Here is a 22,005-nt window from a genome sequence, read left to right as displayed (position 1 = left end):
ACAGTTAAAAGGTAAACGAAATTCCTAAATTATAAGATTTCAGTGCCGGATAGCCTGCAGGTGTCTCTGGGTCCATTTTGTATTTCCGGTAGAATGAAGACCAGACGAACGGGTTAACAGCAGTCAGAAATACCCTAAATTTCTGTAGGTGCATTTTTTCCGATACAGCAGATGGCAAGGTATATCCGACCTGCAGTGATCTCAGTTTGAGGAAGTCGGCATTTTTCATCCAGAAGGTAGAGCTGGTATAATTATTTGCATTGCTCTGCGTCGTCAAACGCGGAAAAGTTGCACTATTACGCGTGTCATTACCTTCCGTTGGATAATAAGCCCATGCATTTTCCGCGATGGGATAAATCGTTGTATTTCCCACAAAAGGAACAACCTGATTGTAGGCTGCGCCCAATAAGTTGACATCCATACCCGCTGCGCCCTGAAATAAAGCCGATAGATCAATTCCTTTGTAGACGAGCCCCAGATTGAAGGCATAATACCATTGCGGATAAGCCGGTTTACCAATTGCTGTCACATCGCTTTGATCAACAAGGCCATTCTGGTCCAGATCTTTGTATTTCAGATCCCCCGGTTGCACCGGACCAAAGCTTGGCTTGGCAAGCCCGTCTTTCAGATTGCCGTCGGCATTGAAATCCTCAAACTGGTAAAATCCATCTGCGACGAGTCCCATAGGGGTACCGATAGCACGTCCAGTCGTATTGGAGAAGGCATTTTTATTGGGTATTTCGGCCTGATATACGATCTTATTTTTCGCATAAGTCGCCATCATACCTACATTCAGCTGCATTGCTCCGATCTGTTCCTGATAGCTTAGTCCCAGCTCGATGCCCTGGTTGTTGACTTTGCCTATATTCTGAAGCGGCAACATATCAGCCCCTGTATAGCCCAGGTAGCCCGCTACGAGGTTGTTTCGTGTGATAATGCCCGATCTCCGATCGCTAAACCAAGTCGCTTGAAAATCCACATTTTTGACCAGACGCAGATCCAGTCCCAGTTCGTATTTCATGCTTTGCTCAGCAGTAATATCCGGCGTAGCCAGCCGTCCCAACCCCAGTCCGCCGTTGAATGATAGACTATTGTTACCCGTTACACTACCGGGCAGGAAACGATAGTACTGCTGATAGAGGTACCTCCCCTGCAAGGTCTGGTCATTGCCAGTCTTTCCTGCGGCGATGCGCAGCTTGGCATAATTGATCACCGGACTGTCCTTGAGGAAATCCTCTTCCGAAAGTACCCAGCTCAGCGATGCTGCCGGATACAATTTCCAGCGGTTTCCCGGTGCATAAGAATCCGACCCGCTGTATCCCCAGCCGAGTTCCGCGAAGTATTTATCTTGATAAGCATAAGATGCCCTTGCAGAAAACTGCTGATAGTGGTAAGCAATTTTTGAAGCATCCTCATTTGCATCGGGGATCATATCACTTGCATAGTAATTGATCACAGCATTTATCCGATGATTTCCGAACTGCCTTTTATAGCCGGCCGATAAGTTGGACTGTCGCCAGGTCAGCTGCCCATACGGTGTATTACTTCCGAAAACTAGCGGTGTATTCTGATCGGCAGTAGCCTGTTTACCTTCGTAATAACGGGCATAGGTAGCCGTTTTATTCTGGATCACACGTGACCAGGTGTTAAATGAAACGGCCTGTTCAAGGTATAATCCTTCCGTCAGAAAGCTCAGATCTTCCCGCAGACTAAAGTTTCCCTGGAGGGTACGGTCATGTGAGGCGTACATGCCCAAGGCGTTCAGCTCCGCAACCGGATTGTTTGGATAAAGGGCATTACCAGACCATTGTCCTGTCAGCTCATCGCGCACGGGATAGATCGTATTGGGGTAAGTTGTCAGCCTTTTCCAAAAATTCTGCGCATTGTCGTAAGTATTGTTGCTAAAGGGCTGGCTATAGCTTTCTATACGTCCCCCCAGATCAATCTTTCCGGTAAAAATCTTAAAGAATTTCAGGTCCACATTGGAGCGTAAGTTATACCTTTTGAGCCCCGTATTGCGGCTTGCTTCAGCTCCACCCGGGATATTGAATAAACCGGTTTGATCCATATAATCCAAGTAGAGATTATATTTAGCCACTTCCTTCATTCCGCCCTGCATATTGACATAGGTATTGGTATAACGGCCGTTCTCCCTGAGCGACTCATCCAGCCAGTCGACATTGGTTCCGGCCCCGTCTTTATACTGCTGCAAGGCTTCATCACTGTATACAGGAGACCACTGAAAACGGTTGCCATTAAGGGCATACCCATCGTTACTGATGGCCTGATTGTATAGGCTGGCGTAATGATAAGCGTCATATGGCTTCCTGATCTTTACGGCCTGTTGAATACCAGACACTACCTGCGCGTCAATACGGAAGGTGTCGGTGTTGGCCCGTTTTGTCGTCACCCACAACACGCCATTCGCACCTTTCATGCCGAACGTAGCTAGGCTTACAGGATCTTTCAAGAGTGTAACGCTTGCGATCTCGCCTGTTGCGAGGTACTGAAAATAAAACGATATATCCACTTGGAAGCCATCGACGTAACACACCATGGCGGCCTGATCGTAAGTTGCCCTTCCCCGCATCATGAGTGTAGCTTGGTCATACCCCGGCTGCCCATTGGTCTGCGATACCATCAGCCCGTTCAGGCGTCCATATAGGGTATTCGTTAAGTTGGCCACAGGTATCTTTTCCAATTCCTGTCCACTTACTGTAGCATAATTTTTCACTTTTTGACTGCCGGTGGAATCCGGGGCAATCCATTCGCCCGGTTGCTGGGCCATCAGCGCAGTGCTTCCCGACCAAACCGCAAAAAGTAAGGCGGTAGCCTTTTTTATCATCGAATAGGTATTCATAGTTTAAAGTCTTCTAATAGGGTCAATCTTATAATTAATAGCCCGGATTTTGGATCAGATAACCTTTGTTTACCTCACCTTGTGGGAAAGGATTTAACAATTGTCTAGGATGCCAGAAGCCGTTATAACGTACGGCATTTCCAAAATTGGTATTTCCAGAAGGCAAGGCATCGCCACCATTATTAAAAACCAGAAAACGGATCGGTCCACCGATGATGCCCTTGTCGATCTGACTATCCTTCCAATGTTTCAGGTCGTTAAATCGGTATTTTTCCTGGATAAACTCAATTGCCCATTCCCGTTGGATAATTTTGCGCAGCTTATCTTTATTGGTCTCGGTGACAGCTGGCAGTCCTGCACGCTGATGGATCACATTGAGGCGGCTGAGTGCTTCGACAGGCTGCCCCATTTCGTTATACGCTTCTGCTGAACTCAAATAATAAGCTGCCAGACGGAAAATCGGAAAGTCAAACCATTCGCGACGTCCTGCTTTATAATAAAATTTTGTGGGCTGTCCAGCACCGAAGTGGTTGACATCCTTGTAATGCTCGTTCATATGCCAAATGGGATCGCCAGGGTTGTTGTCGGCCTGCATTTCCCAACCGTTGAAATCAGCGCGCATACGCGGCTCCATCTGTTTAAATTTCGTCAGGTATTCAGAAAATGGTGCCGTCTGCCCTACCCCTGGCCAGTTCTGCTCAGTACCGTCCGCCTTGTAGTAATTTTCCAGCATACTGCTCGACAACACCGCGCCATTGGCCTGATAATGGAAATTGACCACGTTAAAAATATTGTATGGACCAGCACCACCAGACGATGGTACCTGCTGTTTGAACGCTAAGATCATTTCCCGGTTACTCGGCGTGGAGGTAGCCGTACCATAGTCGTCCAATGGATTTCCCGTATTGATGATATGCAGTCCACCTGCCCCCTCAGCTTCTTTGATCAGGGCTTCACTGGCTGCTAGCGCCACATTCCAACGTTGTGGATCATTGTTTCCAAAACAAATCAGATCATTGTTTGCACCCAGCTGCAAATAAGGTGTTGCACTGTTGAATAAAGGACGGGCTGCATAGAGTAACGCTTTTGCTTTAATCGCCAGTGCTGCAGACTTGGTTATCCTCCCCAACGAGTTATCTGCCCAGCGCGAAGGCAGAACCGCAGCAGACTGATCACACCAGCTTACGATGGTATCCAAAACGCTTTTTAAAGGAGCCCGTTGGATGGCCAGTTCTTCCAGATTGTTTAAGGAAGTAAGCGGAAAGCTTTTGGATATAATTGGCACTCCACCATACATGATAAACATTTGGGTATAGCGGTAAGCGACCAGCGCCTGCATTTCAGCCTGTACAATTTTCTTATCCGCATCGCTCATATCAGGCACGCGGCCAATATTTTCCTTCACCAGATACGCTTTGCGGATCGCCTGAAAGTTGTCGGTGTAGCCATCATTTCCATAACCACCATTGGAACCCATATCCTGACTATTAAAATTGGGCGTAAAGCCGCCACCAAGAATGGATACCGCAGCCACGCTGCCGGGAATCTGCACCCAAAACGCCTGACTTCCCGCCAGCTGATCATCGGTGCTTGGTGAATAGTAACCGCTCCAATTCAGTCCCTGGCGCAACGAAGCGAAATAGGCGCCGGCAATGGCATTATAAGCGTTAGAAGACTGGTTAAAAACCGTATCCACGGTAGGGCTTCCCCCCGGGGGAACCTGCAAAAAATCTTTTTGGCAAGATATACTGCTTCCCAAGATCACCATGGACATGGAAGCAAACAAAGCCTTTTGCCAATAGCGTTGTATTGTATTGATCATATCTGTAAGTTTTAAAATGAAATGTTCACACCCAGGTTGTATGTTCTCACAAGCGGGAATATATAGCCATTGCTATTCTGGCTGGTAGACTCGGGATCTATCCCTTTCACGAGCTTGGTCCAGGTAACGAGGTTATTGCCACTGGCATACACCCGCACCGAACTCAGGCCTACACGCTGCAAGAGTTTGTTGTCGCGGACGGTATAGCCTACAGAAGCATTTTTCAAACGCAAAAAGTCTGTTGAGCGCAGCCAGAATGTACTTCTTATTTTCGAGGCCTGTGAAACCCCGTCAATAGCATTCAGTGCCGGGTACAAGATTTCCTGTCCACTTTCATATTTTTCCTGCGTCCATCTGCCATTATTGACCTCCTCGACGATACGATTGCCTCCATAGTAGGTGTTGCTGATATCATAAGATCCCTTTGCAGTACCGATAAATAGCGTGTTTAAGTCCCAGCCTTTGTAGGTTACCCCCAAACGGAAGTTGTACGAGATCAGCGGAAAAGAAGGATAGCCAATCGGGATCATATCGTTGTTATCGATAATACCGTCACCATTAATATCCTTATAACGCAGGTCGCCAACATCCACCAGATTGCTAAAACTATTGTACGGGCGGTTAGCCAGGTCGGCAGCATTGTTGTAAAAGCCATCAGCGACTAATCCTTTTGGCTGACCGATCATGTAACCCGTTTGGTTCATCCAAGGATATGGGAATGCAGCTTCGGCCATGTAATCGATCTTATTCCGTGCATAAGAGAAGTTTCCTTTCAGGAAGTAGGTAAAATCTTCGCTCAACTTATCGTCCCAGCCCAATTCAAACTCCCAGCCGCTGTTACTAACGCGGCCGACATTGGAAACCGGCGTACCGGCAACTCCGAGATTGGCCGGAATAATGCTCGGCTGGACAAGGATGTCGGAGCGTTTCTCGTTAAAATAAGTACCTGAAAAAGATAATTTATCGCGGAAAAATTTCAGATCAAGCTGCACATTGCTCTTTTTTGCCCGTTCCCAGGTGACCAGCGGATTTCCGACCGACGCTTCAATAGCTCCTGGAATATGCGGATTGGTTGCCGATCCATCTGTGCTTCCAAAATAATAACCATTGTTCTGATCCGCCAGGTTCCATGAATTGGCCAGATAGAGGTAGCGCATGGCACCGATCTGATCATTACCGACCTCACCATAGGATCCTCTGATCTTGGCAAAGCTCAAAAAGCTATTATCCTGCAAGAATGCCTCTTTGGAAATAATCCAGCCCGCCGAAAAGGCCGGAAAGAAGCCAAAACGTCGGCCAGGGGCAAACTGTTCGGTCCCATTGTAAGCCATATTGACCTCGGCTAGATAGCGTTCGGCATAGTTATAAGTTGCCCGTCCAACTAAGCTCATTAAACCCGAAGGTGTATTATAGGCCAAGTTGTTGTCAATATATTTTTGGGCATTCGCCAATACGAGCCCCGATATATTATGTTTACCAAAGTCACGGGTATAGTCTATGCCAGCTTCATAATACATTTTTCTAAAACTGGAGTTGAAAAGGTAGTCGGTGAGGCTATTGTCGGTATTGACCATGCCACCGATGTAGACGATTTCTGTCGGGTTTTGTGGATTGCGGTAAGCCGAATAGGTCGGTACACCGGGAGTAATCGTATAGCCCTTCCCATAATTATCGTCATAGGCCACTGTGAAATGCGATTTGAGCCCACGTGTCAGGTAGTCCATTTTATGCTTTAGCACAGTCTGCGCACTCAGGTTGGTTCCCTGCGTAATACCGTAGCCCCGCGTCACGAGATTGAGTGGATTAATCACCTGACTCGGGAAGCCCCCATTTCCCCCTCTTACCGTACCGATGGGATTCGTTGCGCTGCCATCGGCTCCAAGAAAGTTCAGGACAATTCGTCCGTCAACGATTCCGGGCGATATAAAAGGCCCATGCTTCAAGTTGAGCAATAAAGACTGATACCGCGAAGCCAGGTCGGAGCCCGATACATTGCTAAAATTATCCGACTTTGGGTTGGCAATTTTATTTTTTAGAAACTGCCCGCTGATGTTGACACTGATATCCAGATTTTTGACCACCTCAATATCGAAATTATTACGGAATGTATACCGAGAGAATTTTGGATCCACATCTGCCCCCGCTATTTTTGTATAGTTCAGGATACTCGTCTGGTCAAAATAACCTATTGAACTGGCGTATTTAAATCGCTCACTGCCCCCTGAAACATTTAAGTTATATTGATTCTGACGGCCTGTACCATTGAAGAGTTCCTTATACCAGTCGTGGCTGGTGTAATACAGTGCCGGACTGTTTTGCAGCTGCTGCTTCTGTTGCTCGCTGATCGGCATTGCTGCAATTTCTGCCGCTGTATAATCGCGGTTGTTCTTAAATTTCCAAAGCTCGTCTTCCGAAAACAACATATTGTTGTACACACCATTTCCTGAGGCATCGAGTTTGCGGATCGATTCATTTCTACTGGATGCAAAATCGTGCGAATTGGTCATCGCCATAAGGGACGTGGCCCGCGTAAAGCCAGTATTTGCCGAAAAACTAAAGGCAGGTCTGCCCGAGCGGCCGCGCTTAGTGCTCACGATAATCACACCATTGGCCCCACGAATACCATATACTGCTGTCGCCGAGGCATCCTTTAAGATACTGACGTTCTCGATATCGTTTGCATCGATGGCATTCAACATGGTAAACGGATTTTCAGCAGGCTGTTGTACCCCGTCAATGACGACGAGCGGATTGGCACCATTCAAAGTGGATATCCCGCGGATACGCAAAGTTGTCGCATTTTGTCCAGGCTCACCGCTGTTCTGTATACCTGTTATACCGGGAGCCATACCGACCAGCATATTGCTGACATTAGCGACGGGGGTCTGCACCAGATCTTTCCCTGTTACCACACTGACAGAACCTGTTACGGTAGGTTGCTTCTGTTTACCATAGCCGACCACTACTACCTGTTCCATCTGGATATTATCTTTATACAATTGGATGTTGATGGCTTTCAGGTCGCCTACGACCCTACGTTGCGGCAAGTAACCGACAAAGGTGTAGATAAGTGTATCAGTAGGAAGTGCTTTTATCGAATAATCCCCCGCAACATTGGTCAATGTCACATTATTCGAATTTTTGACGCTGACATTAACGCCAGTCAGCGGACGTCGCTGCTCATCCACCACATTTCCAGAAATGCGGGTTTGCGCATGAGCCATGAAGGTGATTGACGCCATAAATATCCCTAAAAAGGCCACCTTTTTAGAAAAATGTACTGTCGAGCGTTCAAGACAAGTCGAATGACTGTCAGTGGACAAACAAATCATATTTATCAGTTCGTTTATAATTTTGAAATTATTTCCCTTACGGTAACCTGAGTGGTTAATCAAAAAATTGGTTACAGCATTAGCGTCAAAATTAGGCTATTGGCTATGTTTGAGGGGATGAATTTTAGCAGAATATAGGGTGAAAAATGTTTCATTTTTACCTTTCTAGAGCTTCTGGCGGTGTTTTTCCTGAAAGGCAGAGGGTGTAATGCCGAATTCCTCCCGAAATACTTTGGTGAAATATTTCGGATCTGTAAAGCCAACTTGGTAGGCAATTTCAGCAATAGACCACTGTCCGTTTTCGAGCATATGCTGCGCCCGCTGCAAACGGATGTTCCGGATAAATTCTACCGGAGTCTTACCCGTCAGGTCAAAGATACGACGGTATAGGGTTGCGCGCCCCAAGGCAAAAGCCTCACCAAGTCCCTGCACGGAGAGGTTTGAATTGCCCATGTTGGCCTCGACATAGGCCAGCACCTTCGTGATCCATTCATTATCGAGCGACGAAGTGTCCAGTTCACTGGCAGCTACTGAGACCTGCTTTTGGTAAGTTTCCTTAAAACGGTCCTGTTGCGCCAGTAGGTTTTTCATTTTTGAGATCAGCATTTCCATGCGGAAAGGCTTGGTGATGTAATCGTTAGCTCCCTTTTCTAGGGCCTGCAGCTGACGCTGCTCTGAATTTACCACGGTAAGCAGGATAAAAGGAATAAATGCCGTCCGTTTGTCCGTCTTAATTTTCTGGCAGAGCTCCGCACCATTCATTTCGGGCATATTGAGATCGCTAACGATCAGATCGGGATGCTCAGCGAGCGCCTTCTGCCAGCCTTCCTTTCCATTGGAGGCCACAATAACATGAAAATAAGGCTGTAGGAACTCCTTCATATAACTGCGGTAATCTTCGTTATCTTCAACCAGCAGTACAGTTTTGTGCATCGAAAATGGGGTGCCTAGTTCTTCGGGCAGCACAGGATCGGACATTGCTTCGGCATGCTCCTGTAACGCTTGCAACGGCAGTCGCAGCACCAAAGCACTACCTTGTCCGACTTCGCTTTCAGCATGGAGGGTCCCCTGGTGCAGCTTGGCAAACTCGCGGCTGATGGCCAGCCCGATACCACTCCCCTGATTGATCATATTTTTGGGCAGTTCATTCTGAAAAAAACGTTCAAAAATCTGTTCCAACCTATCGGCAGCAATACCTATCCCCGTGTCGCTGACGCGAATTTCAAGCCTATCATCCCCTCTGGTGTCGACAGATAAGGTCACCTTCCCGCCTTCGGGTGTAAATTTAAAAGCATTGGTTAACAGGTTGAACAGAATTCGTTCCATTTTATCCGGATCTAGGGCGGCCCAAACATCCTCGCCCAACGTTTCGAAGGCAAACTGCACCTGCCGTTTTTCAGCCAGGTCCAAAAACGACTCATAGACCTCTTTACAAAACCCAAAAATCCGAAGGTCTTTTTTATGCACATGGAGCTCACCAAGCTCCAGTTTACGAAAATCGAGCAGTTGGTCGACGAAATTGAGCAGGCGTCTGGCGTTTCGGTGGATCAACCGGAATTGGCGGTGTTCATTTTCCGGATAAGGCTGATCCAACAGTTTTTCAACTGGCGTCAGGATCAAGGATAGTGGAGTCTTAAGCTCGTGACTGACATTGGTAAAGAAGTGAATCTTCATGGCATCCAGCTCCTGCCTACGCAGCAGCTCCTGCTCCTGTTGCTCTTGCTTAAATTTCAGGCGCGTACGGTTAATAATCCGATAGCGCCCCCAGACCAGTCCCAGTACGATGACCACGCCATAAAAGCCATATGCCAAGGCACTCGCCCAAAAAGGGGGCCTAATTTCAATTTCCAGTTTAGCATATACTGGATTGGCAGCTCCGCTTTCTTCGGCACGGACCACCAGCGTATATTTTCCGGGTGCTAATCCCGTAAAACTTATTTTTCGGTTGTTCCCATCCACGGTGATCCACTGGTCATGCAGCCCCTGCATCTGGTAGCTGTAGTTTATTTTTCCGGCGTTGACAAAATTAAGTGCCGCAAATTGGATTGCAAACGCATTCTGATCGTATTTTAAAGCCAGTTTACGGGTGGTGGATATACTCTCAGACAAAATTAGGTTGCCCTCATAGTGCTCCCCCACACGCACACTATTATTGAACAGCTGGAGATCGGTAAACAGCAACGGATAACAATGCCCTTTCACTTGGTCATTAGGTGGAAAGAAAAGGTTAAACCCATTACTGCCACCAAATGCCAATTCACCTGCTTTGGTGATAAATGCCGCGTCATCATTGAAGACATTGCCCTGCAGGCCGTCCGTCTCATCGTAATTCCGAAACGACAATTTAACACCATCCTTTAGGTATTGTGGAGAAATTCTGGACAAGCCATTAGGTGTACTGGCCCAGATCGCATGCTGATGGTCCATAATGAGACGCAAGATCGTCTGGTGGGGCAAGCCATCCGCTTTGTGATATTTGAAAAACTTTTTTTGTTCCGGATTATAAATCGATAAGCCATCGCGTGTTGCGATCCAGATCAAACCCTTTGCATCCTCAATAATATCCAGAACTGTGGTATTACAGAGGCTATTTTCAGCGCCCTGCTGATAGCTAAAGTGTTGCAACAATCTTCTATTCCGATCATACAGTTCGATACCCGCCGATCCACCCACCCACAGGTTTCCTTTACGGTCTTCCATGATGGCGTTGACCGAAAAATTAAAGGGATGTTTGTAGCGGTAATCCACGAAGGTATTTGTGCTACGGTCCAAAAGCTGAAGTCCATTATTTAATGTTCCCACCCACAAACGTCTTTCGCGATCCTCAAATATTTCCCACACATTATCCTCCGATAAGCTGCCTGGCCGCTTGCTATCGTGTCGATAGTAAGTAAATCGCTGACCGTCGTAACTATTCAGTCCACCAAAATAAGTACCGATCCACAGCTTGTTATCGCGGTCGACATATAAGCTCGCAATAATATTACTTGAAGGCCCGCTCCCATTGTTGGCCTGCAGAAACTTTGTAAATGTTTTTGCTGTCCGATCGTAATAAAGTAAGCCGCGCCCATTCGTTCCGATCCACAGATTACCGCGTTTATCTTCGGCAAAGCAATTCACATCGTCGAAAGGCAAGCTTTTCGGATTATTCGGATCGTGACGGTATTGTGGAAAAGAAGATTTTGTTTCGCTATAGGAATTAATGCCAGCTTTGAAGGTGCCCATCCAGATCGTTCCTGACTCATCCTTTAATAATGACTGTATGGCATTTCCCGGTAAAATTTCTTTTGTACCAAATTCATTCGATATATAGCTAATGGCTCCTTTTTGTTTATCAACGAGGTTGATTCCACCGTGATCCGTAGCAATCCATATCTTTCCCCTATCGTCCTGCACGATCCCATTGACAATATCGTTATTGAGTTGAAATTGCCCCGGCTTTCGATCGAGGGTCAACCACCTATTCGCTGCAGACCGCAACCAATAGACCGCATTAGCTTTACCCGGTACATAGACCCAAGCATCATCCTGAGCATCTATAAACAGGTGGTAGGCCTGCTCGGCATTGCTTGCGGGCACATGCAACCGTCTGAGCAATTGATGATCCGAATAGCGCCGTACGTCCACTGTTCCATCTGCATACACTATCCAGCTCTGCTGCTTCGAATCAAACGCTAGTGAGGAGACCGCATTGCTATAAAGCGGTCGGCTGCTGTTTTGCATATTCAAAAGCTGCGACTTCTTCTCCCGGATGAGGTATTTATAAATCCCCTCCCCTGGGTAGATAAACCAAAAATTCCCGATGGGATCGGCAACAATTGTTTTGAACCATTCGTGCGGCAATCCAAGCTGGGCGAGCCAACGTTTGGGCTTGGATTCAAATTGTTCATTTGCCGCATTGTATCTATTCCAGCCTTTTGGTGTATAGATCCATAGCGAATGGAGCGGTCCTTTGACTATTTTATCGATATAATTATCGTTGATACTGGTGCTATCCTGCTCGTTGTGTAGAAACACCTTGAAGTCATAGCCGTCGAAGCGATTCAATCCTGAAGCCGTACCAAACCACAAAAATCCATTTTGATCTGTCGCCATAGCGATTACCCGACCATTGGAAAGACCGTTTTTGATGCCCCTATTATTAAAGAAATAGCTTTTTTCCTGCGCATACGCCTTTACGCACAGCATAATTATCGCCAGCGAAAACAATAGGCGACAGTAAACCATCAAAAAAGGAAATCTTTCTTTCAATTCAGCCAATACTTTTGAACAGGAGGAAACGCTAATTAATTATTTTCCACATTAGGATTGTCAAAGATACGTTTATTCCCTTACATCGTATAAATTAAACTTTTTTTGGACGACGTTAATGGTTTTACTTGGGAAAGTCCTCCAACCGCCTACATACTGAGGACGTAACCGTGGATTTGCAATACTATTTATCAAGAAAAGGCCGACTTAATTTTATACCTGACTGGGTATAATTACGACTAAACGCAAATAAATATACGCGATTGGGTATACAAAGAGATCGCAAATAATAGCGTAAAACAAAGTCTTTACCCAAAAGACCGGATCGAATGTTAGAAAAAAAAGAGCGAATCATAAACCATCGCCATGCGGATTTAAATTGGTCGAATAATTGCTTTATCGAGCTATGCATATTTGCATGAACACAAAGTCGATCCAACATGAAAAAATATATTATCGTATTCAGTTTATCCTTACTTACGCTAAGCGTTTCAGCACAAAAGAAAAAGAAAAAAGAAGTTCCGCCGCCTAAGGTGGAAGTTCCGCCCGTGGTGGAAAAGGTTCCTGACGCAGGATATGAAAATATAATGGTCGCCCCTATGCCGGCAAGGGATTTCACCAATATAAAGGCAAAGACCATCACCGGAAAAGACATCAGTTTTAACGATGTAAAAGAACTTCAGCAAGCAGATCTTTCTGAAATCAGAGAACTATCGTTCAACACTTTTACTGCTGGAAAAGTGCTCGAGAGCAGCATTCTGCAGCACGTGGTTAATGAAGCCAACCAGTTGGAAAGTCTGACAGTAGAAAATTTTACGCTAACAGATTTTCCGGCGCCTAAAAACAGCAATCAAAGCTTGAAAAAATTAAAATTAACGCAGAATAAACTCGCTGCATTGCCAGCAGATTTCTCCAATTTTACTGCACTTGAAGATTTCTCTAGCACTAATCCTTTGACGGCCCTGCCGGAGTCCTTCGCACAGCTTAAAAAGCTACAAGTGCTCGGTTTGGATAACACACTTTTTACGACTTTTCCCAAGGAAATATTTAGTTTGCACAACCTGAATTTTTTATACATTTCGGGTCAATATAAGAACCGCATGAAAGTATCGACATTGCCAGACCTTTTTGGTCAACTACCCCAACTGAAAGAGTTGGGCATAGAACATGCCGAGCTAACAACGCTACCAAAATCTATTGCTACCCTTAAGAATTTAGAAAAAGCTCATTTTTCATTCAATAAATTTACAAGCTTCCCTGCCGCATTGTACAACATCCCCAAACTGGAATATGTCCCTTTCACCAATAATCCCCTCCAATGGGAAGAGTTTTTGACTTCCGTAAAAAATATAAAATGGAGCGGGCTTTTCTTTATAAACGAGACGGGACTGAATAAAAAACAATACGAGCAGGTGCAGCAGATCCTGAGCAAAACCGATGTATATTACGATGGCATGAATGAATAAAACAACAAAACCAAAGAACATTAATATTTACAACGGATTCAACGAAGCTTGCTGTACAAATTTGGGTTTCACCCCAAAATGTTTTTTAAAACTCGACGAAAAATGGGCAGGGTTGTTATAGCCTAAAAAGCGGGAAATTTCGTTTATTGGCCGGTCCCCTTGTGCAAGCAAGCGCTTCGCTTTTTGCATTCTACTCGCTGTGACATAGCCATAAATGGTTGTACCGTAGCATAGTTTGAAATATTTCTTTAAATAGTTTTCATTTGTTCCCAATTCGGCAGACAACTGTGCCAATGATGGTGGATCTGTTAATCTGCTCTCAACTATTTCTTTCGCTTTAGTCATCAGCTTTTTCATTTCAGGGCTGAGGTTACTATCTGGCGGGAGCACCCTATTGCCAACCCTATACTGATCGAATGTACGCGCCAACAGCTCCAGAACCTTACCAAAACAAAACAGCGATTTCCATTCTTTGCCCATCTCCGGATGAAGCAGTTCAGCAATGATATGTTTCTGCTGCGCGCTGATCAATATGGAGTCGTCAAACAGTACGCCCGTCTGTGATTTTTCCAAAAGGCTATGCAACTTAAGCCGAAAAGAGCTATCTACCGGCAAATAGGACTCTACTAAAGAAATCGGTATATTGATTTCAAAAAAGCTTTCTGCTGGGCGACGATGCCATAAGCCAATAATCTGAGGTGCTGCAAACAGGTAACTTTGGACATGTCCCGGTGAGCAGCTGCCTAATAGTTCACCATCCACGTAGTACTGCCGGTCACTATTTAATGCGAAAAAAACATGAATATACGGTACAGCATTGTTTATACAGAGATAGCCATCACTTGTAGATGTCAGTTCCGAATGCATCATATGCATACCCTGTGGCAAGACGATCTCGGAGACATTCATCTGCGAAGAATACTGTTTCATCGTATTTTGGCGAAATTGGAAAGACTGATTGCTAAATGTACGGATATCAAATGAGTAATGTGGTGGCGTGTCGGCCATTTCGCGCGCAACTTGCTCATCCAAAGACCATGATTCCTGCAGATGTGCATTATTGAGAAGTACTTTTTCTAAACCATCCATAGCTAGGGTAACCTTTAAAATTCCCGAATTGCATATTTTTTCTCCGCCAAATATAAGTTTAATCATCGAATTTTGTCTGCTTATTAAGATTAAATTTAAATAAGATGCGAAAAATACCTATGCTTGTCGCAACCATATGGAGTTTACAACTCACCTTCACCTATGCGCAAGAAAAACAGTTATTCAACGGAACAGTTTTGGATGAATACAATGCTCCCCTTGCCGGAGCCACAATTACAGTACTTAAAACCAACCAGCATACCGCAACCGACCATCATGGGCAATTTATATTGCCTACCCTAAGTAAAGGAACGTATGATATCCGCATTCATGCAATCGGTTACAAAACCATCAAACAGAAAATATCGATTGATCCGGCACATCCCTTTACCCTGACATTTCCCATGTTTCGCGCAGAGGAAGCGCTGGAAACGGTAGAAATCTACGGGCGCAAAGAAAAGTCTTATCGAAACACGCAGTCGTTTATCGGCAGTAAGACCGAAACCAAATTACGAGATTTGCCGCAATCGGTTTCTTATGCGACCAAAGAGCTTATTGCCGACCAAGGATTGATGCGTGTAGGCGAAATTGTTAAAAATTTCAGTGGTGTAAATCAGTTTACGTTTTACGACGACATTACGATCCGAGGTTTTCGGATCAATGGTGGATCCAACACCCAGCTTGTCAACGGGATGCGTACTACAACAGGATTCTGGAAACAGCCGCTGGCCAATTACCTGGAACGGGTAGAAGTACTGAAAGGCCCATCGTCAGCCCTATTTGGGAATGCGAGCCCCGGCGGTGTCGTTAATCGTGTGACAAAAAAGCCGCTTGACGAGGCACGCAAATCGTTGCAGTTCTCGGTAGGAAGCTTCAACAACCTCCGTGCCCTGGCGGATTTCACAGGGCCTATGACATCCGATAAAACGTTGCTTTACCGCCTCAACATCGGTTATGAAAACGCACAAAGTTTTCGGGATCTGCAGTTTGACAAAAACTTGGTGCTGGCACCATCGTTTTCCTTTATTCCATCAGAAAACACCCGTATCAATTTTGATATGGTCTATAACGATTCCAAGTCGAGACTCGACAGGGGACAATCTGTCTTTGCCAACGGTGATCTGTATTCCACCCCTATCAGCCAATCCATGAGTACGGCCAATGATTTTCTGAACGAACAAACCTATATGGTCACTGCCTCATTGAATCACCGTTTCAATGATAAATTGAGTTTCAATGCATCTTATATGAAAACAGGCTACGCCGAGGATCTTTCAGAACACCGCTCGGCCAATGCATATGCTGTAGATGGCAAAGGAGCCAATATTGAGAATATGGTGGCAAGACAGGTTTTCATCCGAAACAGAAAACGATTTGTCGATAACATCACCGCTTTCTTCAATTACAACGTCAATACAGGTGTGCTATCCCACAAACTCATTGCCGGCTATGATTACGCGCAGGAGGTATTACCTGTGGGTGGTTCGCAGCTGACAGCGAGCGGTTACAGAAATAAAGATAATACAGGCAGCATTGCTAAATTTGATCCTAAAAAGATCAATGATTATTTACTTGACAAAAATGGCAATCCAGTGCCCAACGTATCTAGTTTTGACCTTAGCAACCCCCTGAAAAGTCAACAGTTGCAGGACGAAAGCAAGTATTTTTTTGCACCGGCATCCACTACATCAGTTGCTCCTACCTATTATCATCTAAATGCATTGTATGTGCAAGATCAGCTCACTCTTGGCCCGCTTCAATTATTACTGGGATTACGGTATGAGAATTACAAAGATATTGCCAATTATAAAACAGATCAGGCCGAGAATGTACACCAAGATGTGCTACTGCCACGCTTTGGCGCAGTGTATACCATCAATCCGCAGATTAATCTATACGGAACCTACGTCAAAGGCTATAACCCGCAAACGGCTTCGGCACTGGCAAATCCAAATGCAGGCGGGCCATTCGATCCGCTCGAAAATGACATGACCGAGTTTGGATTAAAAACCGGCTGGTTGGATGGAAAATTACAGGCGAGTACAGCCATCTATCAGATCAACCAGAAGAACACGCTTTATCCCGCGCCTACCGCCGAAAATGCGGATTTGATGGAACAGATCGGTAAGGAAAGATCCAAAGGGATAGAGTTTGACATTCAGGGTCAGATCCTTCCGTATTGGAGCATTATCGCTTCTTATGCTTACAACGATGCCAGAATTACCGAAGGCGGGAATAATGAAGAACTGAACAAACAAAAACCCAATGCGCCTCAGAATACCGCGAATATCTGGACCAGATTTTCTATTCCCTCCGGAAAAGCCAAAGGTCTGGGAATCGGCGTCGGCGCCAACTACGTAGACAAGCGATACCTGTCGCTTAACTTGAACCAGACAATACCCTCATACAGTTTATTGAATGCTGCTTTGTACTATTCCATTGGTAAGGTGCAGCTGCAGGCCAACTTCAATAATATCACCAATAAAACCCATTGGGTAGGTGGTTACGATTACATCCGTCTATTTCCAGGTGCACCACGAAACTTCCTATTTACACTCGGCTATACCTTTTAAGGATGACTTTTAAAAAGACGATCTTGTTTTTACACCGCTGGATCGGATTATTGTCCGGTCTGGTGGTTTTTATTGTGAGCATTACAGGCGCTATTTATGTATTTGAGAAGGAACTATTTGCCCTTTTTCATCCAAGTTATGTGACGGTAACGGCACACAAAGGCGAGAAAACACTTCCCCTTTCCATCTTGAAGGCAAATGCACAGCGTGTCACCGATCATCCCATTACCCTTATCCGTGTGCCTGCTACAGATGATCAGCGACAAGTTTATCTATTTGAAGCCCTTAAGCGTCGTCCAAAGAACGATATCGTCGGCGTATTCATCAACAAAGAAATCCGCTATTGGGACCGTATTTTTGTAGACCCCTACAGCGGAAAGGTTTTAGGGAAAATAGATGTCGAAACTAATTTCTTCTGGATTGTGAGGCAGATCCATCAATTCTTATATCTGAGGCGCGATGTGGGCAGCACCATCGTAGGTACCGGCGTCTTGCTGTTTATCATTACGTTACTTTCGGGTATTTTCCTTTGGTGGCCCAAAAACCGTAAAGTCGCTGTTAAACGCCTCAAGATTAATTTTAGTGCTAAATGGAAACGCATAAACTACGATCTTCACCAAGTACTTGGCTTTTACGCTTTCTTCGTTGCTATCGTCATTGCGGCAACGGGTTTAGTTTGGTCCTTCAAATGGTGGGAAACCAGTATTTACTGGTTGCTGGATGGTAAGCGGCCCAATAAGAAACACGAAGAGCCAAAAGCTCCAGACAATACGATAGATGCCGCCAGTGTGGCCTCGTTAGATCTGATATGGTCTGATGTTGTGAAAAAGTATGGCGCGCATGAAGGTGCTTTGTTCAATATCCCACAAAATGCTTCACTAGCCAATATTACCGTCTATAAAAAAGGAAATACCTGGTGGTCAGCTTCCGATACCTATACCTATGATCTTCGTAGTGAAAAGTACTCTTTCAAGCGGCTGCAAAATGATAAAACATTGGGCATGAAGTGGCGCGATTCCAACTATGATATCCATGTAGGAAAAATTGCCGGGCGTACAGGCATGTGGATCGCATTTTTGACCAGTTTAATCTGCGCCTCTTTGCCGGTAACAGGCTTTTATATCTGGTATAGTAGAAAGTTTAAGAAGAAGAAACGGGACTTTTAAAAGATGTCTATTATGATGGGATTAATGATTATTCTAAATTACACGCGATACAATTATTGTTCATGAAATTTATCTCTAATTGCTTTTGTTAAATTGGGTATATCATCTATAGCTTGATCAATTTTTTGTCGATATAAATTTTCTCCATATTTTGCTATTAAATGCTCATTTAAATCACCGCTCGTCGGCCTTCCGTCACTATAGACATAAGTAGGCAAAATTAAATAATTTGGCACATCATCAAAGGTTATCATTTCCCATGACAATAGCCCTTTAAAATCTTTTACAGCATCCTTGATTTTGCTATATATAACATCATTTTTATCTTTTTCCTTAAATCGGAAACGTAGAAATGGGTATCCCGCATACCGATTTTCTATTCACATCTTGTATCAATAAGGCAAATATCATTTAGTGTAAAAAATAAAATTCTATCTACTTTTTCGAAATCCATATTACAGAAATTTAATTTAATAGCAATGTTAGTCTGACAGTATATTCGCCTTGAATTTTAAAAATCAAATTTCAATTCTTTACTTTTTCCAATCCAAACTACATCTTCCTCAGCACTTTTAAACAGAACATAACTAGATACTTTCGCGGTAATATCATACCAAGGAAGCATTTTAATATTAAATTTTATAGCGCGATTACGAGAAAAAGTAAAACTAACATGCTGATAATTAAACCAAATAGACGGCAATAAATTTACTATTTCCTGATTTAAGATCTTTCCTTCGAATGTAATCTCAAAGTTATTATAACTAAAATTATCTTTATTGCCTAAAACCAATTTTAGCTTTTCGAGCAAACTAGGGTCATCATAATCAGGCCTACTTGCATTTATATAAAAATAACCCGTTTCCAAATTTAGCTTTAAAATCAAGTTGATAAAATATTCTCTATCAGAATAGATATCAACTACAGACTTGATAGACAGCAAATTGCTACCCGCATCATTATGAATTTTTAAATCTTTCATTATTTCATTTTTGATATTTCCTTAAAAAATGGTACTTTAAGTGTCGATAACTATTTTAATTAGAATATCGTAGAACCGCTCCATAGTGAACGCATAAATATATATTAGAATTGATTCACTATCATAAAATGTTTATGCTTTACCACTACCTCATCTAATTTACCCCTAAAAATCAACAGACATTATTAATTCGGAGAAAGTGCGTTTTGAAAGATTAATTTCTAATTTCCCATAGCTACCTTCATATGCGGGCGAATCAAAAGAAATTATAGGATAGTACCTAAAAAAACCCTTAAGAGATTTATTATTCTTTAAGAAGATATTTACCTCAACAAGTACACTATCCGAATTACTATAAACTTTCAATTGTTTGTAAAATGCACTATTACCATCTTTATTTTTCAAAATTGATGTTAGAACAGAATCAATAAAAATTAAATCTCTTTGATTCAGATTATAACTATTATCAAAAACAGAATCCTTTGGAGCATTGAAAATTGCATAATCATGAAACCTCTTTTGATCGAAATAATTTATACTATACGTATTCCCTTTTTGTAACCGTAGCCTCCTAAAGAAACTATCCCCTATATATAAATCCATAAAGCCATTTTTTAGTAAAGCCTTATCAACCTGTTTAAAACCGGGATTAAAGAAGAAAGTATTTCCATCTATTCTAGTTTTACCAGTAACAGTATTCTCTGCCAACAATAGCGAATTTTCTTTAGGATCTATTAATTCAAACGTAACAGAATCAAGACCTACAGAGTAATCAATTATCCGATATGAGGAGTCTTCTATTATTTCAACAACGTAATCTGCAGCACCAAACATATCACTATTGACTGTCATAGCCTTAACCAAAACATGGTCTTTACAGGTTTTATTACAAGAAACTGTAAAAATTAATACGACCATGCAAATAAACGCAGTTAATCTCATCGTTTTCCCCATTTTAATTGAACCGACATAACCTATTCGAGCCCAACTTCATACCCTTCCTCCTTTAGATTCCATTACCTTCTCAAGCTTTTCATGATCAGACAAATCCCAATACCACCATTTGTAAGGATTGTCTTTTTCATCAATAAATCTTCTCACATAAGCTACTTTAAATAAATTTAAAAGCAGTACAAATGCTTTTGTTAACTCATATTCCGGCAGATTTATAATTTCTTTTAAATTATGGTTTGAACTCCTCTTTTAAGCAGAACGCAGGGGGTAAAAGTGGAATTTAAATCACTTTTTATAATCGCGGGTTCAATATCTCCTTCTTCCGGTTTAGACTGCATAATTAGAAAACGAAGTTCGCTTAAAAATTCCTTTTTCGTCATCAATTCAAGTAATCTAAAACCTGTTGTTAATTGATCAATTGCAATCAAACCTTGTCCAAACCCATTGACTAAAATTTGGTCTTCTAATTTCATATTTATATAAGTACGGATAAATAGCCACATGAACTTGGTTCTCTTTTTAGCGACAACAATAATGGTAAACATGTCGTTTTTTTCATATATAGTGTCTCACCCCTAAGACTATAATATCAATTAAATTGAAGTAAATAGACGCTTTAGTGCTGTAAATTTTTATTTTCAAAATTTTATTCTCTCTATCATAATTGAGCCAATTATCATAAAAAAGAAACCCGCGATTAAAGTGAACTCAATATATTTTTCCAAGATTTAAAGATTCGCCTTCTCGTGGCAACTTTGTGTCTCTTTCTTAACATCGTTGGAAATTTCTATCGTATCATTTAGAAATAATATGCTGGCTCTAGCTTTGAAGTAACAGTCTTCTTTAACTTTTCTTCAATAGACAATATACCCGCTCTAGTCTCAACCCTGGAGCTGGAAAGTAGTAGAAACCATGGCCCTGACTGTTTTCTAAATACTTCTTTTCATCCTGTTTATTATTTGCAATGACCTTTAAAGTATCCTGGTCTATCTCATAAATTCCGTAAGGTTTTTCCTTTGCAATTTTATCGAAATATTTAAGATTTGGGCAGTCTGGCGAAATGCTATCCCCAGTAACAAATATATTATCAATTTTTTTACTATAATCTTTTGTTGTGCCGTACCATCCTTCTTTCCCGCCCGGCAATCCGATCGCTCTACCGTATATGTGTAATTTATTTTCTTGAACAATATAGTTACCGTTATAGGTATCTTTCAAAAGATAATACACCGAATCCTTTCCCGTGTAATACTTTAATACCAACAATACACTATAATCTTGTAAAAACGGGCCATTATCAATCATGGAGATTAATATTAGCGAGCTATCAGCACTCGTCCAAACAATGTTGTTATTATTTCATATCTATTAAGATCGGTCGCTGTAACCCTCCGAAAAGAATCTTGACTATAACCTAAAACCAATAATCATCAGTTTCCATAATATTTTCTTTGAAATCATATTTCCCTGTTAATGATACCCCAAATTAAAAGTAAACCTTGTTCATCGC

The 22,005-nt window shown here is 43.1% G+C and carries 12 protein-coding genes and 1 pseudogene; 3 read left to right on the top strand and 10 right to left on the bottom strand.

Annotated elements, in window-relative coordinates:
- Nucleotides 1-4 precede the first annotated feature (4 nt).
- From J2X77_RS11660 to J2X77_RS11645, 4 genes are all read right to left on the bottom strand, one after another.
- Complete coding sequence (locus J2X77_RS11660; RefSeq protein WP_310080856.1) at nt 5-2,845, bottom strand: SusC/RagA family TonB-linked outer membrane protein; 2,841 nt, start codon at nt 2,843-2,845, stop codon at nt 5-7.
- Between the two features lie 49 nt (nt 2,846-2,894).
- The gene (locus J2X77_RS11655; RefSeq protein WP_209578990.1) at nt 2,895-4,682 is read right to left on the bottom strand and encodes a RagB/SusD family nutrient uptake outer membrane protein; all 1,788 of its coding nucleotides are present in this window, start codon (nt 4,680-4,682) and stop codon (nt 2,895-2,897) included.
- 11 nt (nt 4,683-4,693) lie between these two features.
- Entirely contained in the window at nt 4,694-8,005 is a 3,312-nt protein-coding gene (locus tag J2X77_RS11650; RefSeq protein ID WP_209578989.1) for a TonB-dependent receptor, read from the bottom strand.
- A 174-nt stretch (nt 8,006-8,179) separates the two neighbouring features.
- Nucleotides 8,180-12,202 carry a two-component regulator propeller domain-containing protein gene (locus J2X77_RS11645; RefSeq protein ID WP_209578988.1) on the bottom strand — a complete coding sequence of 1,341 codons (4,023 nt, stop codon included), beginning with the start codon at nt 12,200-12,202 and terminating at the stop codon, nt 8,180-8,182.
- 503 nt (nt 12,203-12,705) lie between these two features.
- On the opposite strand from J2X77_RS11645, the gene J2X77_RS11640 reads away from it, so the two are divergent.
- Nucleotides 12,706-13,731, top strand: coding sequence for a leucine-rich repeat domain-containing protein (locus J2X77_RS11640; protein ID WP_209578987.1), 1,026 nt, complete (start codon nt 12,706-12,708; stop codon nt 13,729-13,731).
- A 27-nt stretch (nt 13,732-13,758) separates the two neighbouring features.
- Here the strand turns inward: J2X77_RS11640 and J2X77_RS11635 are convergent, their stop codons facing one another.
- Nucleotides 13,759-14,886, bottom strand: a complete 1,128-nt coding sequence (locus J2X77_RS11635; RefSeq protein ID WP_209578986.1) for a helix-turn-helix transcriptional regulator — start codon at nt 14,884-14,886, stop codon at nt 13,759-13,761.
- Between the two features lie 38 nt (nt 14,887-14,924).
- Here J2X77_RS11635 and J2X77_RS11630 point away from each other — a divergent pair, with 38 nt between their 5' ends.
- The gene (locus J2X77_RS11630; protein ID WP_209578985.1) at nt 14,925-17,393 is read left to right on the top strand and encodes a TonB-dependent receptor; all 2,469 of its coding nucleotides are present in this window, start codon (nt 14,925-14,927) and stop codon (nt 17,391-17,393) included.
- A gap of 2 nt (nt 17,394-17,395) precedes the next feature.
- Entirely contained in the window at nt 17,396-18,559 is a 1,164-nt protein-coding gene (locus J2X77_RS11625) for a PepSY domain-containing protein (RefSeq protein WP_209578984.1), read from the top strand.
- Nucleotides 18,560-18,612: 53 nt separating this feature from the next.
- On the opposite strand, the gene J2X77_RS11620 is transcribed toward J2X77_RS11625, so the two are convergent.
- From J2X77_RS11620 to J2X77_RS11600, 5 genes and pseudogenes are all read right to left on the bottom strand, one after another.
- Entirely contained in the window at nt 18,613-18,813 is a 201-nt protein-coding gene (locus tag J2X77_RS11620; RefSeq protein WP_209578983.1) for a hypothetical protein, read from the bottom strand.
- 257 nt (nt 18,814-19,070) lie between these two features.
- On the bottom strand, nt 19,071-19,541 hold the full coding sequence (locus J2X77_RS11615) for a hypothetical protein (RefSeq protein WP_209578982.1): 471 nt from the start codon (nt 19,539-19,541) through the stop codon (nt 19,071-19,073).
- A gap of 165 nt (nt 19,542-19,706) precedes the next feature.
- Nucleotides 19,707-20,483 (bottom strand): hypothetical protein, encoded by a 777-nt coding sequence (locus tag J2X77_RS11610; RefSeq protein ID WP_310080847.1) that lies wholly within the window; start codon nt 20,481-20,483, stop codon nt 19,707-19,709.
- A 48-nt stretch (nt 20,484-20,531) separates the two neighbouring features.
- Nucleotides 20,532-20,968 (bottom strand): annotated as a pseudogene (locus J2X77_RS11605) (DUF5958 family protein).
- A gap of 370 nt (nt 20,969-21,338) precedes the next feature.
- Nucleotides 21,339-21,800, bottom strand: coding sequence for a hypothetical protein (locus J2X77_RS11600; RefSeq protein ID WP_209578979.1), 462 nt, complete (start codon nt 21,798-21,800; stop codon nt 21,339-21,341).
- Nucleotides 21,801-22,005 lie beyond the last annotated feature (205 nt).

This window comes from Sphingobacterium sp. 2149, assembly GCF_031455655.1.
Lineage (GTDB): Bacteria > Bacteroidota > Bacteroidia > Sphingobacteriales > Sphingobacteriaceae > Sphingobacterium.
Note: the sequence above shows the minus strand (reverse complement) of the source record. Positions and strands in the feature narration are given on the sequence as shown.